Consider the following 24812-nt stretch of genomic DNA (forward strand, 5'->3'; position numbering starts at 1 on the left):
CCCCGCCGACCCGTCCCACCCCGCCCCGGCTCCCCCGACCCCCGCTCCCCAGGACCCCAGGACCCCACCGTGCCCACACCCCGTGCCGCCCGCCGCCGACCGGCGCCAGGCCCCCGCCAACTGCACCCCGGGGCCTGGTGGCTGTGGGCACTCGGCCTGGGCGCCGCCGCCACCCGGACCACCAACCCCCTCCTCCTGCTCCTCCTCGCCGCCGTCGCCGGCTACGTGGTCGCCGCCCGCCGCACCGACGCGCCGTGGTCGCGCTCCTACGGCACGTTCCTCCGCCTCGGCCTCCTCGTGCTCGGCATCCGCCTCGTCTTCGCCGTCCTCCTCGGTTCGCCGGTCCCCGGCACCCACGTCCTGTTCACCCTCCCCGAAGTGCCCCTTCCCGTCTGGGCGCAGGGGGTGCGGATCGGCGGCCGGGTCACCGCCGAGGGACTCCTCGCCGCGCTGTACGACGGTCTCCGGCTGGCCACCCTGCTGGTGTGCGTCGGCGCCGCCAACGCCCTGGCCAGCCCGGCCCGTCTGCTGCGCACCCTCCCCGGTGCGCTCTACGAGGCGGGCGTGGCCGTCGTGGTGGCGATGACCTTCGCGCCGAACCTGGTCGCCGACATCCAACGACTGCGCGCCGCCCGCCGTCTGCGCGGGCGCAGCGACCGGGGCGTCGCCGCCGTCCTGAGCGTCGGACTACCCGTCCTGGAGGGGGCGTTGGAGCGTTCGGTGGCGCTGGCCGCCGCGATGGACACCCGCGGGTTCGGCCGCACCGCCGACGTTCCGCGCCGGCTGGCCCGGGCCACCGCCGCACTCACCCTGGCCGGGCTGCTCGGCATCTGCCTCGCCGCGTACGGGCTGCTGACGGCGGGCGGCGCCGGCTGGGCGGCGCCCGTGCTCCTCCTCGGCCTGGCCGCCGCCTTCACCGGACTCCTGCTGGGCAGCCGGCGCTCCGTCCGGACCCGCTACCGCCCGGACCCGTGGGCGCTGCCCGAGTGGCTGACCGCCGGATCGGGCACGGCCGTGGCCGCGTTGACGACGTGGCTCGCCGCCGGCTACCCGGCCGCCTTCGCGCCCACCGTGGTGCCGCCGACCGTCCCCGTCCTGCCGCTGACCGCCGTCCTGGCCGTCCTGGTCGGTCTGGTGCCGGCGTTCGTCACCCCGGTGCCCCGCCCCACCACGGCGACCGGCCCGACCGGTGCGGACACCGGGCCGCCACCGGATCCCGGGACGGACACCGGGGCCCGCACCCGCCCCGGCCTCCGCACCGACACCCGCACCGGCACCGGCACCGGCACCGGCACCGGCACCGGCACCGACCCGAACGACGCACCGACCCCGCCCCGGAGGGCCTCGTGATCACCTTCGAGCAGGTCACCGTCCAGTACTCCGACACCGACGCGCCCGCGCTCAGCGGCGTCGACCTGACCGTTCCCGAGGGCGAACTCTGCCTTCTGGTGGGCCCGTCGGGTTCCGGCAAGTCCACCCTGCTGGGTGCGGTCAGCGGCCTCGTCCCGCACTTCACCGGCGGCGTGCTGCACGGCCGGGTCACCGTCGGCGGGCGCGACACCCGCAAGCACCGCCCCCGCGAACTCGCCGACCTGGTCGGCACCGTGGGCCAGGACCCGCCGGCGCACTTCGTCACCGACACCGTCGAGGACGAACTCGCCTACGGCATGGAGTCGCTGGGCCTCCCGCCGGACGTCATGCGGCGGCGCGTCGAGGAGACCCTCGACCTGCTCGGCCTCGCCGGCCTGCGCGACCGGGCGCTCACCTCGCTCTCCGGCGGCCAGCAACAACGCGTCGCCATCGGCTCGGTGCTCACCGTCCACCCGCGCGTCCTGGTCCTGGACGAGCCCACCTCCGCCCTGGACCCGAGCGCCGCCGAGGAGGTACTGGCCGTGCTCCAGCGGCTGGTCCACGACCTGGGCACCACCGTGCTGATGGCCGAGCACCGGCTCGAGCGCGTGGTCCAGTACGCCGACCAGGTCCTGTTGCTGACCCCCGGCACGCCGCCCGTTCTCGGCGAACCCGCCGAGGTGATGGCGCACTCGCCGGTCCACCCGCCGGTGGTCGGACTCGGCCGGCTGGCCGGCTGGCACCCGCTCCCGCTGTCCGTCCGCGACGCCCGCCGCCGGGCCGCCGGCCTCCGCACCCGCCTGGACGGCCACCACCCCACCGGATCCCCCGCCCCCCTCGGCACGGTCCTGGCCGAGGCCGGCCGCCTGGCCGTCCGTCGCGGCTCCGTCCCGGCGCTGCGCGGCGTCGACCTCGCCCTCCACGCGGGCGAGATCACCGCCCTGATGGGGCGCAACGGCGCGGGCAAGTCCACCCTGCTCGGCGCCCTGGTCGGCCTGCACGCGCCGGCATCCGGCACCGTGACGGTCGGTGGCCGCACCCCGCACCGCACCCGGCCCGCCGACCTGATCCGCCACGTCGGCCTCGTCCCGCAGGACCCGCGCGACCTGCTGTACGGGGAGAGCGTCGCCGCCGAGTGCGCCGCCGCCGACGGCGACGCGGGCGCCGAACCCGGCACCTGCCGCGCCCTCGTCGAACGCCTGCTGCCCGGCCTCGCCGACGCCGCCCACCCCCGCGACCTCTCCGAGGGCCAGCGCCTCACCCTGGCCCTGGCCGTGGTGCTCACCGCCCGCCCGCCGCTCATCCTCCTGGACGAACCCACCCGGGGCCTGGACTACGCGGCCAAGGCCCGGCTCGTCGAGATCCTGCGCGACCTGGCCGCCGACGGCCACGCCGTCCTCCTCGCCACCCACGACGTCGAGCTGGCCGCCGAACTCGCCCACCGCACGGCCATCCTGGCCGAGGGCGAGATCGTCGCGGACGGCCCGACGCCCGAAGTCGTACTCGGTTCACCGGCGTTCGCCCCGCAGGTCGCCAAGGTGCTCGCTCCGGGCCCTTGGCTCACCGTCCCGCAGGTCGCCCGCGCCCTCGCCGAGGTCGCGGAATGAGCAAGAACGGCCTGAACCGTCCCGTCCCGCTCGGTCGTCGCTCGATCACGGCCCTCCTCCTCACCTCGCTGGTCGGGGTGGCCGCGTTCGGGTGGCCGCTGCTCGCCTCCGCCGAATCGGCCCTGGTCGGCCACTCCACCGACGCCCCTTGGCTGTTCGCCCTGCTCCTCCCGCTGCTCCTCGCCGTCGTCGTCGCCCAGATCTCCGAGGGCCGCACGGCGGGCGGCGGCGCCCCCGGCCTGGACGCGAAGGCGGTCGCCCTGCTGGGCGTGCTGGCCGCCGCCGGCGCCGCCCTGCGGCCGCTCGGGGCGGGCACGGCCGGGCTGGAGCCGATGTTCTTCCTGATGGTGCTCGCCGGACGGGTCCTCGGTCCGGGCTTCGGCTTCGTGCTCGGCGCGCTCTCGATGTTCGCCTCCGCCCTGCTGACCGGCGGGGTGGGGCCCTGGTTGCCGTTCCAGATGCTCGCCATGGGCTGGGTGAGCCTCGGCGCGGGGCTCCTCCCGGGCCCGGACCGCGTGCGCGGCCGGCGCGAGCTCGTCATGCTCGCCGTCTACGGGGCGGGGGCGTCCCTCCTCTACGGCATGATCATGAACCTCCAGGGCTGGCCCTACATCGCCGGGCTCGCGAGCTCGATCTCCTTCGTCCCGGGCGATCCGATCTCCGACAACCTGGTCCGGTTCGCCGTCTACTGCCTCACCACCTCGCTCGGGTGGGACCTCCCCCGCGCCGTTCTCACCGTCACCCTCTGCCTCACCCTCGGCACCCCCGTCCTGCGCGCCCTGCGCCGGGCCACCCGCCGCGCAGCCTTCGCCGCCCCGGTCGCCTTCCACCCGCCGCGGGAGGACTGACGGCGGCGCCCCAGGGCATCGGGGTTCTCCCGGGGGCGGATCCGCGCTACCGGGAGCCGCTGCAACCGGCACAGAGCTTCCCCGCTCCGCCGACATGACGCCCGCACATGCCGCCCCGCCCCGGACACTCGTGGTGCCGCCTCTGAACCGGGACCACGGCCACCCCGACACCCGCCGTCCGCAGGCCCGTTGAGACCGGCGGGACCGGCGGCATCGGCGGCATCGGCGGGACACCCAGCAACCGGGCGCCGAGGATCGCCCCGACGCTGCGGGTGACCTTCTCCGGCAGCGGGGCGGACAGGATGCCCGCCAGGGCGTCCGGCGCCCAGCCGCCCGCCAGCAGGCCCTCCACCCGGGCGGCCTGGTCCGTCAACGGCTTCCCCGCCAGCGCCAACCGCGGATCCCGGCGGCCGAGTTCGATCAACAGGCCCAGGCCCTCGGTCCTCCGGGGCGGCGCCGCGACCGGCCTGCCCGTCCCGGACGGAAGGACGGAAGGCTTCCCGGCTTCCTTCTCCCTCGTCGTCCTTGCCTTCGGGGAAGGGCCTCCCGCCTTCCCGGCGCCTGCCGCACCGGCTCCGGCGGGCCCGGCGGCCGGGGACGCGGGAACCGGCGGCACCGTGTGAACGGCCTTTCCCACCACCGGGACTTCGTGCACCGAGACCAGCGTCCGGACCCGGCCCGTGAGGGGATCGCGCGAGGTCCGGCGGACGTAGTGCCCGGCCTCCTCCAACTCGCGCAACGCCCGGGCCACCGTCGCCCGGCCCTCGACGCTCTTCGCGGCCAGGGTCCGGACGTCCTCCCGCGCCCCGTCGGGCAGGCTGAGGAGGTACCCGAGCAGCCCACGGGCCGCCCAGCTGAGCGAGTGCTTGCGCACGACATGCCCGTTGTCGAGGATCGTGTACCCGGGCGCGTGCTTGGGGATACGATTGATCTGCATCGTGGAGCGCTTTCTCCTGGTGCCGTTCCCCGGGGTGTTGCCGCACCGCCGGGGCTTTCCTTGGAACGCTGCTGCTGAGCGCAATGATCACGCTAATCCAGCAGACCGCCCCGGAAACCCCATCCGGATCACCCGATCGGGCGGCGCACGCGCACTCACCCCGGCGCACGCCGACACCCCACAACGCGCCCTGCCCCGGCACCGACCGGCTCGACACGCACCTCGCCCGCAGCCGCGAAGCGGGACCCGACGACGGTGCGCCCCGGACGAGCCGTCCGGAACGCACCGTCAGGAGCAGCCGGCCTCAGACCTTCGGGGCGGCGGACTGCACCACGTCGAAGGACCACAGGGTGGAGCCGCTGGCGGCCGGGCGCTGCGGGGCCTCGCCCTCGGCGGCCGGCCGGCCCTGGCGGTGGGCCGCCTGCATGGGCCCGGCGAGCCAGGCCTGGAAGGACTCCTCGTCGCGCCAGCGGGTGTAGACGAGGTACTGGTCGGTGCCCTCGACCGGGCGGAGCAGCTCGAAGTACTCGAAGCCGTCCGAGTTCTCCACCGCACCGGCCCGGGCGGCGAAGCGCTTCTCCAGCACCTCCCGCTGCTCAGCGGGGACGGTCAGGACATTGATCTTGACGACGGACACGCCGTACCTCCTCGTCCGCCCGCCCCCGACGCAAGGTCGGGGAGCGGGCCCTGTTCACTGAGAAGGCAGTCTGCTACACCTCACGCGGACGAAGCGTCGCAGGTCAGGCGATCCACGGCGGGACGACGTGGTCGCCGGTTCGGCGCGCGCCACCGGTCTTGTCTCCATGGATCGCCGACGAGCAGCGGCCCGTGCCCGTCCGGCCTTCACCGGCCGGACGGGGTCTTCTGTCGCCTCAGGGGAATATTCGAGAATCAACGCCGTCCTCGGACCGATTCCACGGCATCCTGATTCGGCCTGACCGACAGCGAGGGGAGCGGCTGTGAGCCGACGACTGCGGTACATCGGAAGCAACTCGGGGAACAACGGATGCCCGACGCTCTACGAGGATGTCGAGACCGGAGAGGTGCTGGTGCAGGGCGACGCCGTCACCGACCCCGACGAAGTGGCCCAGCTCCGCAACGTCAAGGACAGCCCGCCCACCCCGGGGCAGCGGTACCTGCTCGACAACGCCGAACGGAACAGTGCCGTGGGCGAGGACATCCGGTACCTCTGGCGCGCCGACGCCGATCGTCTCGGCCTTCCGGCGGAGGACACCTGGCTGTTCGACTCGCGCGTGATCGCCCTGCTGCGCTTCGACCCCGACGACGATCTGACCGGCGTGGAGCTGATCACCGACCCGGTCCAGGTGGCTCGCGCCTGCCAGGTCCGGGACGCTGCCCGGCACTTCGCCACGCCGCATCGGGCGTTCGTCGCCGGGGTACCGTCCGGCGCGTGACCACCGACTTCCGACAAGCGAGAATCGCCCTCGGCCTGCGGCTCCGCGAGCTGCGCACCGAGGGCGGCCTCACGGGCCGGCAACTGGCCGAGCACCTGGGCTGGACCCAGTCCAAGGTCAGCAAGCTGGAGACCGGCCGACAGACCGCCACCCACGACGACCTCAGGGCTTGGGCAACGGGTGTCGGCCGGCCTGGCGCGGGGCCCGAACTGACGGCCAGGTTGCGGGCGTTCGAGTCGCAGTCCCGGTCCTGGCGACGGCAACTCGCGGCCGGACACCGGCCGGTGCAGGACACGCTGACGATCGAGTACGAGCGGTCGACGGTCATGCGCGCCTGGGAAGGCTCCATGATCGTCGGCATGCTCCAGACGGCCGACTACGCCCGACACGTGTTCAACGCGTACGTGGACCTCCACCGGTCGCCGCGCGATGTCGAGGAGGCGGTACGAGCCCGCGTTCGACGGCAGGAAACCCTCTACCGGCCGGGCAAGCAGTACCGCATCGTCATGTGGGAGGCCGCGCTGCGTGCCCGGCTCTGCCCGCCCGCCGTCATGGCCGCTCAGTTGGACCGGCTCAGCGGCGTGATCGGTCTGGACACCGTCACCCTGGGCATCGTGCCGTTCGAGGCCCAGCTCGCCCTTCCGCCCGCCAACGGCTTCTGGATATATGACGAACGGCTTGTCATTGTCGAGGACTGGCACGCGGAACTGTGGCTGGACCAGGCGGAGAACGTGGCCCTGTACGCGCGCGCCTGGGAAACGATGGCCGGCGCAGCCGTCTTCGGACCGGACGCCCACAGGGTTCTGGCGCGGTGCCGTAGGGCACTCGGAGCCGTCTGAGGAATCCTCGCGCATCCGGCCCGCGAGCCCTGGAATATTCGAGAATCACAGGCCCATCGGTGGTTCCCGCAGGCATAGCGTGCCGGCCAAGGAGCTTCGACCGACGCGGAAGGCCCACCCGTACCCCCTGAAGGACCCGCCGCCCCCGGCCGGTCCTCACCCACGAAGGGCTCGGTGATGCGCCGTTGACGACCGAGCAGCGTCAACGGCGGGCGGCACTACCGACCCGCTCGGACCGCCGCCGTGCAGAGCCCCGCCCGTCCGTCCCCGATGGCGGACTGCAGGATCCATGGCCGCAGAAGCGGATCGGGTCCGACCTCAGAGTCAGGAGAGTCCACATGATGTCGATCAGCACGGAGCGGATCACGGGCCGGTCCCTCGTCGACCCGGCCCTGTTCGAGCGGATGGTCACCCGGATCGCCGGAGAGGAGGAGATGGACCTCGCGCTCGCCGAGCGAGTCATGGACCAGGCCCTCGCCTTCCTGGGAGCGTGCGCAGTCAACCCCGGCGCCAGGCTCGCCCCGTCGAGCCTGGTGGACATCGGATGGCACACGTTCATCCTGCACACCACCGACTACGCCGAGTTCTGCCGCTCGCTGTCCGGCCGGTTCCTCCACCACGTGCCGACCGAGGGCGCGGGCGAGTCCGCCGAAGGCGTCGGCATCGCCACCACGGTGGCCGTCATCGGGGCGAGCGGGTACGCCGTGGACCCCGAACTGTGGAGCATGTCCGCCGAGTGTTCCGAGGGCAGCGGAGGAGACGGAAGCGACACCAGCGGCAGCGGTAACTGCGCGCAGTGCCACCGCGGTTGCCACAGCAGCTAGGAGCCGATCAGATCGCCCGCCCAGCCCTGCGGTCCGGGACCGGGCGGGCCCGACCCCGAGGAACCCCCGATGGCCGACATCTGGAAGCAGCTACCGGACGCCCTGCGCATCAGCATCGAAGGGCGGACCGGCACGGTGACCGCCGCCGTTCCTCCCACGGCGGGAACGGTGTCCGACTTCGCCGCCACGCTGGAGACGACCGGCGGGCCGGTCTTCTGCAAGGCAGTGCGCGAGGACAACCCGAAGGCGTGGATGCACCGCCTGGAGTCCGTCGTGAACTCCGTGCTGCCGCCGCACATCGCGCCCCGCATGCTCTGGAAGGTCGAGGCCGGCGGGTGGCTGGCCCTGGGGTTCGAGCACGTTCCCGGCAGGCACGCGGATCTTTCTCCGGGGTCCGCCGACCTGCCGTTGGTCGCCCGGACGCTGGAGACGCTCGCCGGAACACTGACCCCGGCGCCGCCCCTGCGCGCCTTCAGCCTGGCCGATCGGTGGTCGGGACAGGACTTCTGGCACCACCTCGGTAACCGGCACCGGGACCGACTCGATCCGTGGACCGTGGCACGGCTGGACACGCTGGTCCTGGCCGAACGCGAAGCACCCGACCTGATCGACGGCAGGACCCTGGTCCACACCGATCTGACCGGCCCGAACCTCCTCGTGGACGGCGCAGCCGTGCGCGTCGTCGACTGGGCCTTCCCCGCCCCCGGCGCCGCATGGGCCGACACGGCTTACGTGGTCGTCCGGCTGATCGAGGCAGGGCACACTCCCGAGCGCGCCGAGCGGTGGGCCGACGGCGTCTCCCTGTGGCGTGCCGCGCCCCACCGGTCCGTCACGGCCTTCGTCGCGATCCTCACCGGCTTGTGGACCCTCCGCGCCGCCGAGACGCCCGGGCGGCAGTGGGACGCCCTGGGCGCTCACGGACTCGCCTGGCTTCGCCACCGTCTCGGGTAGCCGCCCGGAACAGGTCCGGCCGCCGACGCCTCCGCGCAGCAGCCGGACCTCCGCACCCTCAGTCGGGGAAGGCGGGCCGAGCACGGCAGGCGAGCACCCCGGTCGATCGCCGTCGCAGGTCAGGCGATCCACGGCGGGACGACGTGGTCGCCGGTCTCCGGGTTGACGGCCCGTGACGGGGTCGGGGAGGCGACCACGGCGGTGAAGCCGCCCTCGGAGCTCATCCGGCGGACGACCTCGGCCGGCAGGACGAGGGTGTCCCCGGCGGCGACCGCCAGGGCTTCACCCGCCAGGTCGACGGCGGCGGAGCCGGTGAGGAAGGTCCACACCTGCTCGGTGTCCATGGCGTGGCGGGGGCCCGAGCTCCCGGGTGCCATCTCGACCTTCCAGAGCGCGAGGCCCGTACCGCCCTGGGCGGGCGAGGCGAAAGTGGTCATGACGGCGTTGGGCGTCTCGGTACGACGGGCCTCGGTACTGCGGATGACGGACAAGAGCGGTTGACCCCCTACAATGGACAATCAAGTTGTCTATATGGTCAATGAGGTTGTCGATCGTGTCAAGGGAGAACGACCCGCAGCAGGACGAGGCCCCCCGGACCACGCCCGGATCCCGGGCGCAGCCCGGCTACGAGCTGCCGCTCCGCCTGCTGCTCGCCTTCCGGGTGATCATCGACGAGCTGCACGAGCGCATCGCCCGCGAAGGCCACCCGGACCTCCGGCCGATGCACGGCTTCGTCTTCCAGGCGATCGGGCCGGAAGGCACCACGGCGGTCGAGCTGGGGCGGCGCCTCGGCGTCTCCAAGCAGGCCGCCGGCAAGACCGTCGAGCACCTCGAACAGCTCGGCTACGTCGAACGCGGGACCGATCCGGCCGACGCCCGGCGCAAGGTGGTCAGGTTGACCCCCCGCGGTGTCGACTGCCTCGTCCGCTCCGCCCGGATCTTCGAGGAGCTGCGCGGCCAGTGGTCCGCGACCCTCGGCGGCGAGGAACACCTGCGCGCCCTGGAGGCGGCCCTGCGCACCCTCGCGCCCGGGGACCCGTTCCGGCTGGACACCCCGCGCTGGTTCGGGGCCCCGTAGCGAGGGGCGACGGGGAGAGAGGGGAAGGAGGGGAAGAAGAAGAGAGAGGAGAAGGAGCGTCAGAAGGAGCGGCCCTCGCCGTGGTAGGGCAGCTCGTGCCCGACCGGGTCCGGGCGGTCGCGGCGGTCGGCGCAGAGCGTCGAGGAGAGCCGGGTGAGCAGTGCGGCGAGGTCGTCGAACTGCTTCTCGTCCCAGTCGCCCAACAGGTCCGCGAGCTGCTCCCGGCGGGCGGCGACCAGCTTGAGCGCCACCTCCTCGCCCGGCTCGGTGAGCCGCAGCGGGAGGCCGCCGGTGCGGGACGCCAGGCCGTTGCCCTCGACCTCCCGCACCGCCTCCTCGACCACCGCGAACGGCACGATCCGACGCTCCGCCAGTTCGGCGGGCTCGACCGACCCCTGGTGGTGCATCTGGAGCAGCAGCCAGCTGGACGCGGGTTTCAGGTCGAGCCCCGCGGTGGCGGTGATCCGTTTGAACAGGTCGCGCCGGGCCTCCCGGCTGCTCAGCACGGACAGCGCCCGGCTGATCTCGTCCAGCGAGGAGCGCTGCACCGGGTTGAGGCCGATCGACTCGCTGAGGTCGGGAGCGGTCACGGTGGTCCGCAGCTTCTGCTCCTTCAGGAACAGCGAGAGCACGAACGCCACCACGGCGACCGGCACCGCGTAGAGGAAGACCCGGGTGATCGACTCCGCGTACGCGTGGTAGATGTCGGCCTGCGTCGCGGCCGGCAGACCGCTGATGACGCGCGGGTCCGAGGTGATCGCGTCGGGGTTGAAGCCGGGTGGGAGCGTGGCACCCGCCAGGGCGGTCCGCAGCCGGCCGTTCAGCCCGGACGCGAAGATCGTCCCGAAGATCGAGACGCCGAAGGAGGCGCCGATCGAGCGGAAGAAGGTGGCGCCCGCGGTCGCGACGCCCAGGTCCTCGTACCCGACCGAGTTCTGCACGATCAGCACCAGGACCTGCATCACCAGGCCCAGTCCGAGGCCGAAGACCAGGAAGTAGCAGCTCATCTCGAAGGTGCTGCTGTGCTCGTCCAGCCGGGAGAGCAGCAGCAGGCCGACAACGGTGACAGCCGTCCCGGCGATCGGGAACGCCCGGTAGTGGCCGGTGCGGGCCACGATCTGACCGGAACCGATCGACGTGGCGAGCATGCCGAGCACCATCGGCAGCATGTGGATGCCCGACATGGTCGGCGAGACCTGCATGACCACCTGGAGGAAGGTGGGCAGGTAGGTCAGCGCGCCGAACATCGCGAAGCCGATGACGAAGGAGATGACGGCCACCAGGCTGAACGTCCGGGACCTGAAGAGGCGCAGCGGCAGGACGGGTTCGGCCGCCGCCCGCTCGGCCAGGACGAAGGCGACCAGCAGCAGCACGCCGAGCACGCCCAGCCCGACGATCTGCCACGAGCCCCATGCCCAGGTGGTGCCGCCGAGCGAGGTCATCAGCACCAGACAGGTCGCGACGGACGCGATCAGCACCGTGCCCAGGTAGTCGATCCGGTGACTCCGCTTCACCTCCGCGCCGTGCAGCACGGTGGCGATCACCACCAGGGCGACCACGCCGACCGGCACGTTGATGTAGAAGACCCAGCGCCAGCTGAGGTTGTCGACGAAGAGCCCGCCGAGCAGTGGACCGAGCACGCTGGTGACGCCGAAGACCGCGCCGAAGAGGCCCTGGTACTTTCCGCGGTCCCGGGGGGCGACCAGGTCGCCGACGATGGCCTGGGAGAGCACCATCAGGCCGCCGCCGCCCAACCCCTGGAGCGCGCGGAAGGCGATCAGCTCGCCCATGTTCTGGGCGATGCCGCAGAGCACCGAGCCCAGCAGGAAGATCACGATGGAGGCCTGGAAGAAGACCTTCCGGCCGTACATGTCGCCGAGCTTGCCCCAGAGCGGGGTGGCCGCGGTGGAGGCCAGCATGTAGGCGGTGACCACCCAGGAGAGGTGTTCGAGGCCGCCGAGGTCGCTGACGATGGTGGGCAGGGCGGTCGAGACGATGGTCTGGTCGAGCGCGGCGAGGAGCATCGCCAGCAGCAGGGCGCCGATCGGCACCCAGAGGTTGGGGGCGTTGGCCTCCGGAGGGCCCGGCTCGCTCACCGGGGCCCGGTCGGGGCCTCGGTCGGACGCGGCGATCGGATCCGTCATGGCGTCTCCGTAGCGGTGTCAGCGGTGTCGGCGGTATCGGCGGTATCGGCGGCAGTGGTGGTGCCGGGGGCAGCGGTGGCGGCGGTCACGGCAGCCCGGTGCGCCCGGGGGCGCCGTTCGGATGATCACTCCCGATTCACCATGCTGTCAGAAATGCCCGGATTTGCTCCGTTCAGTTGAGCCGAACGTAAGCGGCACCGCCACGCGCCCGACATGTGGACGCCGGGCCTGCCACACCGACCGTTCATCAGTTCCCAACCGACACCAACCGGCACAAGGCCCCCACATCGGGCCGGACGCCCCTGTCCCGTCTCAGGGACGTCCTGCATAATCAGGCCCGTCCGCCACCTGGAACACGAGTCCGAGTCCGGGAGACCGAGCGAGAACCGAGGAGGGCCGGCCGATGCCGGACCAGCACTGCCCGACGTGCGGCACCGTGCGCTCCGCCGGGTGCAGGTGCTTCCCGGACCGCGCCCTCGACGAGACCACCGTCCTGCCGCACATGGAGGGCCCGCCGCTGGTCCGCCCGTACGTGCCGCAGGCGGTCGGGCAGGTCTCGGACGGCCCGTCGGACGGGACCGCCGGCGATCCGTTCGCCACCACGGTGCTGCCGTCGGCCGCCCGGCCCCGGACGGCCCCGACGCCCCCGCCGCCGGACCGTCCTCCGGTCGCCCCACCGCTGGGCCCGGACGCCGACGCCTACGCGACGACGGTGCTCCCGCCGCTCGCGTCGGCCCCCCAGTTCCCCCCGCCGTTCCCCCCGCAGCACCAGCCGTACGCCGCGTCGCCGCCCGAGGGGCTCCCGCCCGCCGAGCCCGCCGCTCCCGAGGCCGGCGAACTCGGTGTCTTCCCGTTCGCCCACGACGCCCACGGCTCCGCGTCCCACTCCGCCGCGACCGACGGCGCCGCGCCCGCCCCCGGCGGCCGGGCCGCCCGGCGCGCGGCCGAGCAGGACGCGGGTCCGGTCCCGCTCGCCCGGCGCAGGGGGGTGCTGGTCGCGGCCGGCGCCGCGCTGCTGGCGGTCACCGTCGGCATCGCGTACGCGGTGACGCCCTCCGCCGAGCCGGAGCGTCTGGCGGTGCCCGTCCCCACCACGACAGCGGCGCCGGCCCCGGTCGACCCGACCACCCCGGCCCAGCCGAGCCCGAGCGCGCCGGCGCCCACCAGCAGCTCCCCGAGCCCGACCAGGACGACCGCCAAGCCGAGCCCGACCCGGTCGACGGCCACCACCGCGGCGCCCGCGCCGAGCACGCCGCCCGTGAGCGCCGCTCCCCCGGCTCCGGCACCGGCTCCCGACCCGGTCGCCCCGGCGCCGAGCCCCTCCGCCGAGACGCCGCCGGCCACGACGCCCACCCCCACCCCGACGCCCGCTCCGACGGCCACCCCGACGCCGACGCCCACCTTCCAGCCACTGAAGTACGGGATGAACGGGCCGGAGGTCCTCACCCTGCAGAAGAAGCTGGCCGTCGTCATGTGCTGGATGAGCGTCCCGACGACCAGCAACTTCGACCGTCGAACCGAGAGCTCCGTCGCCTATTTCCAGGTGCTGCAGGGGGTGCAGGGCGACGAGAGCGGGGTCTACGGGCCCCACACGGCCGCCGCCCTGGCGAAGCGCACCACCTGCTGAACCGGCCCGGCACCCCGTCGGTCGGGGGCCGGGCCGGCTGCGGCAGGACTCCGGGCGTCAGCCGGTGATCGCCTGGAAGATGCTGAACCCGGCCATCAGCACCATCACACCCGCCGCCACGCGGATGATCATCTTCATCGGGACGTGCTTCAGCAGCTTCTGCCCGCCCAGGATCGCGATCCCGGCGACGGCGCAGAGCGCCAGCCAGGCGCCCAGACCCACCGCGAGCGGGTCGGCGTACTTGGCGGCAAGGTTGGCGGTCATGATCTGGGTGAGGTCGCCGAACTCGGCGATCGCCACGACCACGAAGCTGGCTCCGGCGACCTTCCAGAAGCTGTTGGCGGTGGGCTCCTTGGCCTCGTGCCCGTCCTCGTCGCCACCGCCGTGGAAGAGCAGCATCGCCGCGCCGGCCAGGAACAGCACGCCGGTGACGCCCTCCACCCAGCGGTGCGGCAGCAGCGAGAGCAGGTGCCCGGCGACCAGGGCAATGCCCACCTGGAGGGCGAAGGCGGCGGCGATGCCGGCGAAGACGTAGCCGGCGCGGTACTTGGCGCCGAGCATCAGACTGGCCAGGGCGGTCTTGTCCGGCAGTTCGGACAAGAAGACGATGCCGAAGGTGATCGCGGCTACGGTCAGGCTCATCGGGGGTTCGGTCCCTCGGGTCGGGCCGCCGGACTCCCGCGGCTCCGTCAGGGGACGCTTCGGCCCGACAGCGCTGGTTGGAACATCACAGCACTGCGGCCGAAGGTCTCGCCGGCACCCCTGTGCGGTGTGCCCCGGGCGCCGGGCCCCACAGGGGGCCAGCATGTCGACGGTCCGGTGGAGGGCTACTCCCCTTCAACGGCACCCACCCTACCCGATCCCCTCCCCCGGCCGCCCGGCGCGGACCAGGCCACGGCCCACCAGCTCCAGCACCGCCACGACCGCGACCGCCTCCACCGCCAGCAGCCCGACCAGCACGAACAGCTGCACGGCGCCCGCCTGGACCGGTGACGCCCCGCCGAGCAGCATGCCGACGAAGGCGCCGGGCAGCGTGACCAGGCCGACCGTCCGGGTCTGGTCGAGCGCCGGGACGAGTGAGGTGGCGGCCGCGCTGCGGCAGATCTCCAGCCTGGCGTCCCGTTCCTCGAAACCGAGCGCCAGCGCGGCCTCCACCTCGCCGTGCCGCTGCCGGAGCTCGTCCAGGGCGCGCCGGCCGGAGAGCGAGGTGGCGGTGAGCGCACCGCCGATCAGGATGCCGGAGACCGGGATGACGGAGAGGCCCTCGGGCGGCAGGAGCCCGGTGCCGAGCAGCAGCGCGAGCACCGGCAGCACCCCGGCCCCGATCGGCGCGGCCGCCCACATCCAGGCGCGACCGTCCCCGCCGGGCATCCCCTCTCCACCGGCCGCCCCCTCTCCGCCCGCCGCTTCCTCGGCGCCCGCGCCCGCCGTGCGCCGACCGCCGGGCATCCCCCGGCCGACGGCCGCCCGCAGACCGCTCCGCACGTGCCGCCCACCGCCCGTGCGCGGGCCGTCCACCATCCGCTGCCCGGCGGTCCGCACCGCGACCGCGAACATCAACAGCACGAAGAGCACCGACCACCCGAGCGAACCGGCCACCCAGCTGATCACCACGGCGACGGCAGCCAGCTGCACCACCGCGCGCAGCCCGGCCCGGAGCACCGCGGACCCGCGCCCGAGCCGACCCCACCCCGCGACCGCGACCGCCGCGGCCAGCAGCAGCGCGGTGACCACCCCGAGCGCCGGGGTGACCGGGAGCAGTTGGTCCTGCGCGGCCGCGAGCGCCGCCACGGGTCAGATCCAGCTGGTGAACCACATCCGGTCCTGCCAGGACGTCATCGGGATCACCTCCGCCGTGTACAGCGGGTGGAAGAAGGCGAAGCAGGCCATGATCGCCAGCACGATCAGCCCGGCCCCGGCCGCACCGATCCGTCGCCGCTCGGGTGTGCACCCCTCCGGCCCGAGCATCGCTCCGAGCATCTGGGCGACGGCCAGGCAGAGGAAGGGGACGAGCACCACCATGTAGAAGGAGAAGACGGTCCGCTCCTGGTACTGGAACCACGGCAGGTAGACGCCGGCGACGCCGCAGAGCACCGCGCCCGACCGCCAGTCGCGGCGGAAGAACCAGCGCCACAGCAGGTAGAGGAGCGCGAAGCAGGCCGCCCACCAGAGCAGCGGCGTGCCCAGGCCGAGGATCTGCGACGCGCAGCCGCCGGACGCGGTGCACCCGCGCTGCCCGTTCGGCACCTGCTCCCAGTACATGGAGACCGGACGGCCCTGGACCAGCCAGCTGAACGGGTTGGACTGGTAAGTGTGCGGGGTGCTCAGGCCGGTATTGAAGTCGTACATCTGGGCGTGGTAGTGCCAGAGGCTGCGCAGTGGCGCCGGCACCCAGCTCATCGGGACCTGCGGGAGAGGGACGCCGAGGAAGCTGTCCGCGGAGAGCCCGGCCCGGTCGTCGGCCCAGTGCCGGTCGAAACCTCCGCCGGTGCCGCCCCTGCCGCCGCCGGTGAACAGCCAGCCGGCCCAGCCGCCGACGTAGACGACGAAGGCGACACCGACCGTGGAGAGGAAGGCGGGCAGCGCGTCGCGGCGGAGCATCGAGCGCCAGGGACGGCGGGCGCCGGCCCAGCGCCGACCGGACTGGTCCCAGAGGACGGTGAGCAGGCCGAAGGCGGCGAGCACCATGGCGCCGTTCCACTTGACCCCGCAGGCGGCGCCGAGGAACACACCGGCGGCGATCCGCCACGGGCGCAGGCCGAGCCGGACGGCGTCACCGCCGTAGGTGTCCCGGACGGCGGCCAACCGGACCCGGGCGTGGTCGCGGTCGACGAGCAGCGAACCGAAGGCGGCGAGCACCAGGAACATCTGGACGCCGTCCAGCAGGCCGACCCTGCTCATCACCAGTTGAAGGCCGTCGACCGCCATCAGCAGGGCGGCGGTGCAGCCGATCAGGGTCGAGCCGAAGAGCCGGCGGCCGATCCGGGCCAGCATCAGCACGGCGACCGTGCCCAGCAGCGCGGTCATGAACCGCCAGCCGAAGGGGTGCAGGCCGAAGGCCCACTCGCCGAGGGCGATGACCCACTTGCCGAGCGGCGGGTGGGCGATGAACTCGGGGGCCGCGGTGAGCGGGATGTGCTGCGGGACGCCCAGGATCTCGGAGTTGGCGTTCTCCGGCCAGGTGCCCTCGTAGCCCTGTCGCAGCAGCGACCAGGCGTCCTTGGGGTAGTAGGTCTCGTCGAAGACGAAGGCGTTGGGGTACCCGAGGTTCCAGAACCGCAGGAGTCCGGCGAAGAGCGCCACACCGATCGGGCCGAGCCAGTCGGCCCGGTCGGCCGCCTTGCGCAGCAGCCCCCGCCGCCCCGGTTCCGGGGCTGCGGGGGCTGGTGGTGCGGGTGGGTGCGTGAGCGCCACTTGCGTCATAGCCTCGCCGATTTCGCCTGTCTCGCCTGTGCCGGCCGGGGCCGGGCGGTCAACAGCCACTGACACTATGTGCCGGTGGTCGCGAAGCCAAGCGCGACGGGCGCCGTCCAGGTGACCTGCTCGATCCTGGTCCGGCGCCCGTTTCGTACACCTGTCCCACCCGGTGGCGGGCTCCCCCGGCGGTCACCCGTCGTGATCGCCCGCTGCCGTCCCGCGCCCCCGTCGCCGCTGCCGTCGCGCGCGGCCCGCGCCCCGCGGTCGGGACGCCGGTCGCGCGCCCGGCGTCACGCCGCGGTCTGGAGCTCCCGGACCACCGGGACCGGCGTGCGGACCACGGCCGGGGCCGCGTTGTCCTGGGCCGCGGTGAGGTACGGCCGCAGGCGCAGCGCCATCACCACGATCAGCACGGTGCAGCCGGCCATCGCCGCCAGGTAGAGCGGCCAGGTGCCGGAGCCGACCAGCAGCACGCCCACGGCCGGGCCGACGGCGATCGCGATCTGCTTCACGAGGGCGTAGCCGGAGTTGTAGGTGCCGAGCAGCCGGGCCGGGGCGAGGTCCGCGACGATCGGGCCCAGGGTGGGCGCGAGCAGCGACTCGCCGACGCCGAACAGGGCGTAGATCGAGACGATCGCGACGGTGGCCGCCATCGTCTCGGTCCGGATCAGACCGGCGACCAGGGCCATCGTCCAGGCGCCCAGCCAGACCACTCCGGCGGCGGCCATCGCGGTGGTCCGCCGGCGGCGGGCGGTGATCCGCACCACGAACATCTGCAGCACCACGATGGTCAGCGCGTTGGCGCCGATCGCGATGCCCAGGGTGGAGGGGGCGGTGCCGACGGTGTCGGTGGCGAACGCCGCGACGCCGGACTCGAACTGGCCGTAGCAGGTGAAGAAGATCAGCCCGGCGAGCAGGCAGAGCCGGAACATCGCCTTGTCGGCGACCAGGGCGCGCAGGCCCTGCGGACCGCCGGCCTTCCCCTGGACCGCCACCGGCGCGGCGTTCGGGATCCGGGCGGTGCCGGTCACCAGGGCGAGGCCGAGGAAGGTCGCGGCCTCGATGGTGAAGAGCCGGGTCAGGCTGGCCGGGTCGGCGACGTCCACGATCTGTCCACCGACCAGCGCGCCGATGCCCATGCCCAGGTTGATCAGCGTGAACTGCAGAGCGAAGGCGTGCGAACGGGTCACGGCCGTCGAGCAGCGGACGATCATGGTGGCGAGCGCCGGCTGGCAGGTGGTGACACCCGCGCCGAACAGGAAGGAGGAGACCAGCAGGGCCGGGGTGTCGGTGGCGTGACCGAAGGCGAACGCGCCGGTGGCGGCGAGCGCGGCGCCGGCGAGCAGCACCGGACGCGGGCCGTACCGGTCGATGCCGCGGCCGGTGAACGGCAGGACGGCGAGCGCGGCCAGCGCGAAGACGGTGAACACCATCCCGGCGGCCAGCGACCCCAGTCCCCGCACCTGGTCCACGTACACGAACATGTACGGCATCGTGAACCCGCTGCCGAACGCGCTGAGCGCGTTGCCGATCTGGACGCGGCGCAGCGGGCCGCCCGCCCCGCGACGCTGCTGCCTCTGCTGCTTCACCGTGCCGGTCACCGTGCACACCCCTTCGTCGAGCTCCGCCAAGGCCGGACCCGTCAAGGATCCGTTGGCTTTCACTGGATACTCTTAAGACCGGAAGACTTAAGAGCTAAAGTTTGACCCTAAAGTCTTAGCACTGGAAGAGTGCTGAGTCAAAGGCTTAAGGAGTGCACCTCTTCATGCGACACTGGTCGGCATGACTGCAGAGAAGCCCGCGCCGGCCACCGACCGCGAGTTGGGCATCGCCGAGCAGGTGGCCGTCTACCAGCGGGAATTCCCCATGGTGGATCCGCAGGTGGAGACCATCGTGCAGACGCTCTCCCGGGTCGCCCGGCGGATGACCGTCGCCTACGACCGGCAGCTCACTGTGCTGGGAATCACCTCGGCGGAGTGGGAGGTGCTCAAGGCGCTGGTGGTGTCGGGCAGTCCGTACCAGCTGGGCCCCGGCGAGCTGGCCAAGCGGCTCGGACTCACGCCGGCCGCGATGACCCACCGGATCGACCGGATGGTCACCGAGGGCCTGGTCACCCGGGAACGGGACGAGGCCAACCGGGTCCGGGTGATCATCGAGCTGACCGACCTCGGCCGCGACAAGTGGCTGGAGTCGATGCGGATGGCCGCCGGCTTCGAGGAGGAACTGCTCCAGGACGTCGTGGGCGAGGAGCGCACCGTCCTCTCCGGGATCCTGGCGCGGATGCTCCGCCGGATCGAGGAGAGCCAGCCGGACGCCCTCGGCCGCACCGCCGACCTGGGCTGACGGCCCGCGAACGACAGCAGTCCGGCCCGCCGGGGAGACACCCCCGGCGGGCCGGACTGCTGTGTACTGCTGTGTACTGCTGTGTACTGCGGTGCGAGGGTCCGTCAGGCCCTCGAACACTCGGGCACTCGGGTCTCCGCCCCGCGGATCTCCAGGTGCTCGGGCGTTCAGGTGCTCAGGTGCTCAGGTGGTCGAACCGGGGGGTTCAGCAGGGACCGTTGTCGGTCCAGACGCCCCACTGGCCGGCCAGCGACGGGTCGTCGCCCTTGGTCCACCACTTGTTGGTGTAGTAGCGACCCTTCCAGGAGACCTTGGTCGGGGTGGCGTAGGTGGTGGCCGAGTCCCAGCTCGGGGCAGCGGCGCAACCCGGCGGGGTGGTCGGCGGGGTGGTCGGCGGCGTCGTCGGAGGAGTCGTCGGCGGGGTGGTCGGCGGCGTCGTCGGCGGCGTGGTCGGCGGCGTGGTCGGCGGGGTGGTCGGAGGCGTGGTGGGCGGCGTGGTCGGCGCGGCCGGGCAGGCGGCGGCGGAACCGTTGGTGGCCTCGACCATCTTGTCGAACAGCGCGGTCTTGGTGCCCAGGTCGTACAGCGAGAAGGCGAAGGAGCCGCCGAGGCCGTTGCAGTGGGCGTAGTCGATCTTCGCCTGGATCGAACGGGCGTCCTCACCCGACCAGAACGTCGAACCGTCGTAGAAGTACGTGGTCTTCGCGGTGTCGTCCCAGAAGGTCTTCGCCGGGTTGTCGACGAAGCCGGCCAGCTCCTTGTACATCTGGATGCCGGGGACGTTGCCCGAGAGCGCGGCACCCGCGGCGGGGCCGGTGGCGGGCTGGAAGAGGCCGTTCTTGCCGTTGTTCTGGACGCCGGTCCAGCCACGGTAGTAGAACGGGACACCCACGTTGATCTTCTTGGCGGGGAAGCCGCCGGGGATGCCGTAGTCCGGGTCACCCGCGGTGTACGCCTTGATCGCCGCGTCGACCGAGTACTTGCCGTTGCCCGGCTTGGCCGGGGTCATCGGGTCGTTCGGACCGGAGTAGATCGGGGCCTGGTGGTTGGTCGGGCCCTTGGCGTCCCACGCACCGTGCATGTCGTAGGTCATGATGTCCAGGAACGTCAGGTACTGACCGATCTTGTCGGTCTCGACGTTCCGGATCTTGTCCTGGCCGGCGCCGACCGCCGCCGCGGTGGCGTAGGTCTTGTTGTCGGCCTTGCCCTGGGCGTCGAGCTGCTCACGCAGCTCCTTCAGCAGCAGGGTGAAGTTCTGCTTGTCGTTCGGGCTCTCCAGGTTGCCGGCGTGGCCGCCACCGCCCGGGTACTCCCAGTCGATGTCGATGCCGTCGAAGATGCCGGCCGCCGAGCCCGGGCCGCCGTAGCCGGCGTCGACCGGCAGGTTGCCCTTGATGAACATGTCGATGCAGGACGAGACCAGCTTCTTGCGGGAGGCGTCCGTGGCCGCCGCCGCCGAGAAGAACTTGGAGTAGGTCCAGCCGCCCAGCGAGATCAGGATCTTGAGGTTGGGGTTCTTCGCCTTCAGCTTCTTCAGCTGGTTGAAGTTGCCCGCGATCGGCTGGCCCCAGGCGTCGCCGACGCCGTCGACCGAGATGTCCGGACCGAAGCTCTTCTGGTAGTCCGCGAACGCGTCGCCCGCGCCGTCACCGGCGTTCGGGTTGTTGTCGTCCTGGTTGGCCGCCTTGGTGGCCTGGAAACAGGAGAGGTTGGTCGGGTGGATGTTGGCGAACGAGTAGACCAGGTAGTCCAGCTTCCCGGCCACGCCGGTGTCCTGGATCGTCTTGGGGTAGTACGCGTTCGCGTAGATCGACCACTGGTCGAAGTAGGCGACCTTGATGCCGCCGCTGGTGGCGGGCGCGCCGGTGGTGTTGGTGACGGCGGCGTTGGCCGCGGTCCCGCCGGAGAGGGCGAGGCCCGCGCCGAGCAGCAGGGAGGCCGTGGTACCGGCGGCGATCGCGGTCAGGCTCTTGGACCGCCGACGACGGCCGCCCTCCTGAACCGGGGCCCCGGCCCTTTCGATGCGTGAACGGAGCATGGGTGCGTGACTCCTGGTGTGGGGGATTCCGTCCGTCCCGGGCGCTCGTACGGGGTGGGGCCGTACGACCAGGACATGACAGAACGGGATGGGGAATCGAGCGAGAGCATGCCTTCGACGGACGCCGGGATAAGCCGAACCGGCGCCAGTGGCGAACCACTGACGCCGGTTCAGGGGCTCCCTGCACCTGGGCACTAAAATGGACTAGACCAACTACCCCGTCAAGGGGTGATGTTGAGGCTTGAGCCGCCCTTAAGGTTCCCCCGCGGCCGGGCCGACCCCGCTGACCTGCGGGTCAGCGGGGTCGGCCCGGCCGGAGCAGGCGACCGGTACCGGCCGCCGGCGGCTCAGTACCGCACGGCATTGGCGACTACGGCCTTGACCGAGCCCGTGAGGTCCCGGTTGCTGCGCGCGGTTCCCTGGCCGCTCTGTCCGGCCGCCACGTCCGAGATGTTGACCACCGCCGCGTCCAGCACGTTGCCGGAGTCGTCGGTGAAGTTGACCTGGACCACGTACCGGTTGGCCTGCTGCTCGTGGTTGTTCACGGTGACCGGCACCTCGACCTTGCCGTCCGAGGCGGTGGTCACCGCACCCAGCGACGTGTCCCCCTTGGCATCCAGGCCGCCCTTGATCCCGGCGATCGCCGAGGACGCCGCAGCCTGCGCCGACGCGGCGGACGACGAGAGCCCGCCCGCCACCGACGCGGCCGCCGAGGAGAGCCCGCCCGCCGCCGAGGACAGCGCCGAGCTCGCCGCCGACGCGGCGGCCGAGGCGGCGCCCGCGATCCCCGACTGCACCGCGGCGGCGGCCGAGGAGACGGCGCTGCTCGGCGCGGAGTCCGAGGAGCAGCCGGCCAGTGCGGCCCCGCCGAGCACCGCGGCGCCCAGCACCGCCGCCAGCGCCCGGCGCGGACGGCGGACGGCCGGCGCGGCCTGGTCCTGGACGGTGGGCCGGGGCGGGGCGGCCCGGTCCCGCGCGGTCAGCCCGGGCCGGGCGACGGTCCGGCGGGACGGAGCCGCAGTGCGGCTGAGCGGCTGGCGATCCATCGGGGTCCTCGATTCTGGCCTGCGCCGGAGGGCCCGGCACGCCTCCCGCCCACCCTCCGGGGGCCGGGGCGGGCCTGCCATCAGGGCTGGTGCGTTCGGGTGAGCGCCCTCCGGAGCCGCCCCCGGGGCACCCGGGCGGGAGCCCGGCGGTGCCCGGGGCCGCAGACCCGGGGCCGCGGTGCCCGGGCGGGAGGCCGGAGCGGCGCCCGGCGCGCCCCGGAGGGCGGCCGGGGGTCGGCCCGGCACACCCCCGGGGAGCGCCCGCAGGTGCTCAGGAGAGCCCCGCGCCCTCCTGCTCCTGCGCCTCCACGGCCGCCCGCTCCTCCTGCAACCGGACGACGTGCCGGCGCCGCGCCACCACCCCGTACGCCGAGGCCGCGCTGCCGGCGAAGGCCAGCACGCCGACCCACGGCCGGTTGAAGACGTGCCCGGTCAGGTGGTCCAGCGAGTACCGGCCGGGGCCGGCCAGCCCCAGCGCCAGGCCGGCCGCCCCCAGAAAGGCCGGGTACTCGTAGCCGCCCGAGGTCATGAAGAACCCGGCCGGGGCGTGCACGGCGACCGCGCCCGCCATGGTGCCGGCGACCACGGCGCCGGCCGCGGGCGTGGCCAGGCCGGCGACCAGCAGCGCGCCGCCGCCCGCCTCGCCGAGCCCCGCCGCCAGGGCGCTCTGCCGGGCCGGGTGGAAGCCCATCGCCTCCATCGCCTTGGCGGTGCCGTCCAGGCCGCCGCCGCCGAACCAGCCGAACAGCTTCTGGGTGCCGTGGGCGATCAACACCCCGCCGACGGCACCGCGCAGGGCCAGCAGACCCAGGTCGATACGGTTCAGAGCCATGTCGCATCCTCTTCCAGTCACCAGCGGAGGGACGATCCGGTTTCCATAGCACCGGACGACGCCCGACGGCTCGACTCGGGACCGCCATCCGGGCGATTTCAGGCCCGGCCGGGAATGAACCGCCACCGGCGTGGCCGGCGCCGGACCACACCGTGCCCGGGGGCGTGGCGGCCGGACCGCGCCGACCGCCGAAGGGATGCTTGGCCCATGTTCGTCTTCAACCTGAGCAGCGCCTTCATCGCCTTCTTCGCCGTCGTGGGCCCGCCGAAGGTCCTGCTGTCCTTCGCCCGGCTGGCCGGCACCCGGTCCACCGCGGAGCTGCGTCGTCTGGCCGCCTGGAGCACGATCATCTCGGCGGTGATCGGCGTGGTGCTCGCCTTCAGCGCCGACTTCGTCACGTCGCTGTTCCACATCAGCGACCAGTCGTTGCAGCTGGCCGGCGGGACGATCTTCTTCACCTACGCGATGGCACTGGTCTTCGGCGTCCACCTGGGCGGGGGCACCGACGAGGAGGACGAGCACCTCGCCAACCCGATGGTGGACGGCATCCGCGAACTGCTGCTGCCCTACATCGCCAGCCCGCTGGCGGTCACCGCAGTGCTGGTCGGCTCGCTCACCAAGGACGACTGGGGCTGGCGGGTCACCGTGGCCGGCGCGTACCTCGCCGTCGTGCTGATCAACTACGTCTGCGTGTCCGTCCTCGCCCCGCTGATGCGCCACACCCACCGCACCTCGTTGGAGGTGGTCTCCCGGCTGCTCGGCCTGCTGCTGGCGGCGGTCGGCGTCGAACTGTTCCTGAACGGACTGGCCGGGCTGGGCCTGCACCTGCCCGACGGGCACTGAGCCCCGACGGGCAGGGCGGCGGCCGGGCGTGGGCGGCGGCCGGCACGGCGCCGGCCGGGCGGGCGGGGCCGCGGTCGGCCCGCCCAGCTCAGCCGGCCGTGGTCAGCCGGACCATCACCTCGCCGATCCGGTCCCGTACCAGCGGGTCCGCGACCAGCCCGTCCGGCCCGACGTCCCCGCGCGCCAGCGGGACCCGCACGCAGGCCTCCTCCACCACGACCGCCCCGGTGTACCGGAGCACGGTCCGGAGCGCCTCCTCCGCACCGAGCCCCCGGCCCGGCCCGGCCGTGCTGATCCAGGCAGCCGGCTTCTCCGCGATCTCGATGCCGCCCACCGTCCAGTCCAGCAGGTTCTTGAAGGCGCCCGGCAGGGTGCCCGCGTACTCGGGGGCGCAGATCAGCAGCGCGTCGGCGGCCTCGATCGCGGCCCGCAGCCCGGTGACCGGCTCCGGCAGCGGGTCGGTGTCCAGATCCGGGTTGAAGTGCGGCAGCCCGCCCAGACCCGTGTAGTAGGTGGCGGTGATGCCCTCGGTGAAGCGCGCGACGGCGGCGGCCGTGCGCAGCACCGTCTCGTTGGCGGATCCGGCGCGCAGGCTGCCCGGGAGCAGCAGGATGTGACGGTCGTTCGGGTCGTTCGGCATGGCGAGGAACCTACTCCCTCCGCCGGCCCCGGT

At 73.2% G+C, this 24812-nt stretch carries 23 protein-coding genes; 11 read left to right on the plus strand and 12 right to left on the minus strand.

Annotation, left to right across the window (positions count from 1 at the left end; translation table 11 throughout):
• The first annotated feature begins 69 nt into the window (after positions 1–69).
• From PUR61_RS12530 to PUR61_RS12540, 3 genes are read left to right on the plus strand one after another with little or no spacing between them, the layout of a single operon-like run.
• A complete protein-coding gene (locus PUR61_RS12530) occupies positions 70–1350 on the plus strand; it encodes a CbiQ family ECF transporter T component (RefSeq protein ID WP_329878871.1) in 1281 nt (426 codons plus the stop codon).
• A complete protein-coding gene (locus tag PUR61_RS12535) occupies positions 1347–2957 on the plus strand; it encodes an ABC transporter ATP-binding protein (protein ID WP_329878872.1) in 1611 nt (536 codons plus the stop codon). The genes PUR61_RS12530 and PUR61_RS12535 overlap by 4 nt, the downstream gene beginning before the upstream one ends.
• Positions 2954–3805 (plus strand): ECF transporter S component, encoded by an 852-nt coding sequence (locus PUR61_RS12540; protein WP_329878873.1) that lies wholly within the window; start codon positions 2954–2956, stop codon positions 3803–3805. The genes PUR61_RS12535 and PUR61_RS12540 overlap by 4 nt, the downstream gene beginning before the upstream one ends.
• A 46-nt stretch (positions 3806–3851) precedes the next feature.
• Here the strand turns inward: PUR61_RS12540 and PUR61_RS12545 are convergent, their stop codons facing one another.
• Positions 3852–4742, minus strand: a complete 891-nt coding sequence (locus tag PUR61_RS12545; RefSeq protein ID WP_329878874.1) for a helix-turn-helix domain-containing protein — start codon at positions 4740–4742, stop codon at positions 3852–3854.
• Positions 4743–5046: 304 nt separating this feature from the next.
• Positions 5047–5379, minus strand: a complete 333-nt coding sequence (locus tag PUR61_RS12550) for an antibiotic biosynthesis monooxygenase family protein (RefSeq protein ID WP_329878875.1) — start codon at positions 5377–5379, stop codon at positions 5047–5049.
• A 322-nt stretch (positions 5380–5701) separates the two neighbouring features.
• On the opposite strand from PUR61_RS12550, the gene PUR61_RS12555 reads away from it, so the two are divergent.
• The 4 genes from PUR61_RS12555 (at position 5702) to PUR61_RS12570 (ending at position 8771) form a co-directional block, all read left to right on the plus strand.
• A complete protein-coding gene (locus PUR61_RS12555; RefSeq protein WP_329878876.1) occupies positions 5702–6157 on the plus strand; it encodes a DUF6879 family protein in 456 nt (151 codons plus the stop codon).
• Positions 6154–6996 (plus strand): helix-turn-helix domain-containing protein, encoded by an 843-nt coding sequence (locus tag PUR61_RS12560; protein WP_329878877.1) that lies wholly within the window; start codon positions 6154–6156, stop codon positions 6994–6996. Before PUR61_RS12555 ends, PUR61_RS12560 begins: the two co-directional genes overlap by 4 nt.
• Before the next feature lie 338 nt (positions 6997–7334).
• Positions 7335–7820, plus strand: a complete 486-nt coding sequence (locus PUR61_RS12565) for a glycine-rich domain-containing protein (RefSeq protein WP_329878878.1) — start codon at positions 7335–7337, stop codon at positions 7818–7820.
• Positions 7821–7889: 69 nt separating this feature from the next.
• Entirely contained in the window at positions 7890–8771 is an 882-nt protein-coding gene (locus tag PUR61_RS12570; RefSeq protein WP_329878879.1) for a phosphotransferase, read from the plus strand.
• Between the two features lie 119 nt (positions 8772–8890).
• Here the strand turns inward: PUR61_RS12570 and PUR61_RS12575 are convergent, their stop codons facing one another.
• Positions 8891–9208 carry a cupin domain-containing protein gene (locus PUR61_RS12575; protein ID WP_329878880.1) on the minus strand — a complete coding sequence of 106 codons (318 nt, stop codon included), beginning with the start codon at positions 9206–9208 and terminating at the stop codon, positions 8891–8893.
• A 116-nt stretch (positions 9209–9324) separates the two neighbouring features.
• Here PUR61_RS12575 and PUR61_RS12580 point away from each other — a divergent pair, with 116 nt between their 5' ends.
• The gene (locus PUR61_RS12580; RefSeq protein WP_329878881.1) at positions 9325–9849 is read left to right on the plus strand and encodes a MarR family winged helix-turn-helix transcriptional regulator; all 525 of its coding nucleotides are present in this window, start codon (positions 9325–9327) and stop codon (positions 9847–9849) included.
• 59 nt (positions 9850–9908) lie between these two features.
• Here PUR61_RS12580 and PUR61_RS12585 read toward each other — a convergent pair whose 3' ends face one another.
• Positions 9909–11993 carry a DHA2 family efflux MFS transporter permease subunit gene (locus PUR61_RS12585; protein ID WP_443035157.1) on the minus strand — a complete coding sequence of 695 codons (2085 nt, stop codon included), beginning with the start codon at positions 11991–11993 and terminating at the stop codon, positions 9909–9911.
• Between the two features lie 403 nt (positions 11994–12396).
• Between PUR61_RS12585 and PUR61_RS12590 the strand changes: the two genes are divergently transcribed.
• Entirely contained in the window at positions 12397–13620 is a 1224-nt protein-coding gene (locus tag PUR61_RS12590; RefSeq protein ID WP_329878882.1) for a peptidoglycan-binding protein, read from the plus strand.
• A 57-nt stretch (positions 13621–13677) separates the two neighbouring features.
• Here PUR61_RS12590 and PUR61_RS12595 read toward each other — a convergent pair whose 3' ends face one another.
• The 4 genes from PUR61_RS12595 to PUR61_RS12610 form a co-directional block, all read right to left on the minus strand.
• Complete coding sequence (locus PUR61_RS12595; RefSeq protein ID WP_329878883.1) at positions 13678–14262, minus strand: TMEM165/GDT1 family protein; 585 nt, start codon at positions 14260–14262, stop codon at positions 13678–13680.
• Positions 14263–14472: 210 nt separating this feature from the next.
• Positions 14473–15411 (minus strand): ABC transporter permease, encoded by a 939-nt coding sequence (locus PUR61_RS12600; protein WP_329878884.1) that lies wholly within the window; start codon positions 15409–15411, stop codon positions 14473–14475.
• Between the two features lie 3 nt (positions 15412–15414).
• Positions 15415–17043, minus strand: a complete 1629-nt coding sequence (locus tag PUR61_RS12605) for a dolichyl-phosphate-mannose--protein mannosyltransferase (RefSeq protein ID WP_443035158.1) — start codon at positions 17041–17043, stop codon at positions 15415–15417.
• 284 nt (positions 17044–17327) lie between these two features.
• Positions 17328–18638, minus strand: a complete 1311-nt coding sequence (locus tag PUR61_RS12610; RefSeq protein ID WP_329878885.1) for an MFS transporter — start codon at positions 18636–18638, stop codon at positions 17328–17330.
• 181 nt (positions 18639–18819) lie between these two features.
• On the opposite strand from PUR61_RS12610, the gene PUR61_RS12615 reads away from it, so the two are divergent.
• Complete coding sequence (locus PUR61_RS12615) at positions 18820–19380, plus strand: MarR family winged helix-turn-helix transcriptional regulator (RefSeq protein ID WP_329878886.1); 561 nt, start codon at positions 18820–18822, stop codon at positions 19378–19380.
• 205 nt (positions 19381–19585) lie between these two features.
• Here PUR61_RS12615 and PUR61_RS12620 read toward each other — a convergent pair whose 3' ends face one another.
• From PUR61_RS12620 to PUR61_RS12630, 3 genes are all read right to left on the minus strand, one after another.
• A complete protein-coding gene (locus PUR61_RS12620) occupies positions 19586–21418 on the minus strand; it encodes a glycosyl hydrolase family 18 protein (RefSeq protein ID WP_329878887.1) in 1833 nt (610 codons plus the stop codon).
• A gap of 347 nt (positions 21419–21765) precedes the next feature.
• Complete coding sequence (locus PUR61_RS12625) at positions 21766–22464, minus strand: hypothetical protein (protein WP_329878888.1); 699 nt, start codon at positions 22462–22464, stop codon at positions 21766–21768.
• Between the two features lie 271 nt (positions 22465–22735).
• A complete protein-coding gene (locus PUR61_RS12630; RefSeq protein ID WP_329878889.1) occupies positions 22736–23296 on the minus strand; it encodes a DoxX family protein in 561 nt (186 codons plus the stop codon).
• 207 nt (positions 23297–23503) lie between these two features.
• Between PUR61_RS12630 and PUR61_RS12635 the strand changes: the two genes are divergently transcribed.
• The gene (locus tag PUR61_RS12635; protein ID WP_329878890.1) at positions 23504–24139 is read left to right on the plus strand and encodes a MarC family protein; all 636 of its coding nucleotides are present in this window, start codon (positions 23504–23506) and stop codon (positions 24137–24139) included.
• A gap of 88 nt (positions 24140–24227) precedes the next feature.
• Here the strand turns inward: PUR61_RS12635 and PUR61_RS12640 are convergent, their stop codons facing one another.
• The gene (locus PUR61_RS12640; protein WP_329878891.1) at positions 24228–24779 is read right to left on the minus strand and encodes an NADPH-dependent FMN reductase; all 552 of its coding nucleotides are present in this window, start codon (positions 24777–24779) and stop codon (positions 24228–24230) included.
• Between the last annotated feature and the right edge of the window lie 33 nt (positions 24780–24812).

Source organism: Streptomyces sp. BE20 (genome assembly GCF_036322525.1).
GTDB lineage: Bacteria > Actinomycetota > Actinomycetes > Streptomycetales > Streptomycetaceae > Kitasatospora.

What these genes read in the sequence shown, in the direction of transcription:
- PUR61_RS12540 (WP_329878873.1), top strand. Translation starts at nt 2,954, where the DNA reads ATGAGCAAGAACGGCCTGAACCGTCCCGTCCCGCTCGGTCGTCGCTCG.
- PUR61_RS12545 (WP_329878874.1), bottom strand. Translation starts at nt 4,742, where the DNA reads ATGCAGATCAATCGTATCCCCAAGCACGCGCCCGGGTACACGATCCTC.
- PUR61_RS12565 (WP_329878878.1), top strand. Translation starts at nt 7,335, where the DNA reads ATGATGTCGATCAGCACGGAGCGGATCACGGGCCGGTCCCTCGTCGAC.
- PUR61_RS12570 (WP_329878879.1), top strand. Translation starts at nt 7,890, where the DNA reads ATGGCCGACATCTGGAAGCAGCTACCGGACGCCCTGCGCATCAGCATC.
- PUR61_RS12575 (WP_329878880.1), bottom strand. Translation starts at nt 9,208, where the DNA reads ATGACCACTTTCGCCTCGCCCGCCCAGGGCGGTACGGGCCTCGCGCTC.
- PUR61_RS12585 (WP_443035157.1), bottom strand. Translation starts at nt 11,993, where the DNA reads ATGACGGATCCGATCGCCGCGTCCGACCGAGGCCCCGACCGGGCCCCG.
- PUR61_RS12590 (WP_329878882.1), top strand. Translation starts at nt 12,397, where the DNA reads ATGCCGGACCAGCACTGCCCGACGTGCGGCACCGTGCGCTCCGCCGGG.
- PUR61_RS12595 (WP_329878883.1), bottom strand. Translation starts at nt 14,262, where the DNA reads ATGAGCCTGACCGTAGCCGCGATCACCTTCGGCATCGTCTTCTTGTCC.
- PUR61_RS12605 (WP_443035158.1), bottom strand. Translation starts at nt 17,043, where the DNA reads ATGACGCAAGTGGCGCTCACGCACCCACCCGCACCACCAGCCCCCGCA.
- PUR61_RS12615 (WP_329878886.1), top strand. Translation starts at nt 18,820, where the DNA reads ATGACTGCAGAGAAGCCCGCGCCGGCCACCGACCGCGAGTTGGGCATC.
- PUR61_RS12620 (WP_329878887.1), bottom strand. Translation starts at nt 21,418, where the DNA reads ATGCTCCGTTCACGCATCGAAAGGGCCGGGGCCCCGGTTCAGGAGGGC.
- PUR61_RS12625 (WP_329878888.1), bottom strand. Translation starts at nt 22,464, where the DNA reads ATGGATCGCCAGCCGCTCAGCCGCACTGCGGCTCCGTCCCGCCGGACC.
- PUR61_RS12630 (WP_329878889.1), bottom strand. Translation starts at nt 23,296, where the DNA reads ATGGCTCTGAACCGTATCGACCTGGGTCTGCTGGCCCTGCGCGGTGCC.
- PUR61_RS12635 (WP_329878890.1), top strand. Translation starts at nt 23,504, where the DNA reads ATGTTCGTCTTCAACCTGAGCAGCGCCTTCATCGCCTTCTTCGCCGTC.
- PUR61_RS12640 (WP_329878891.1), bottom strand. Translation starts at nt 24,779, where the DNA reads ATGCCGAACGACCCGAACGACCGTCACATCCTGCTGCTCCCGGGCAGC.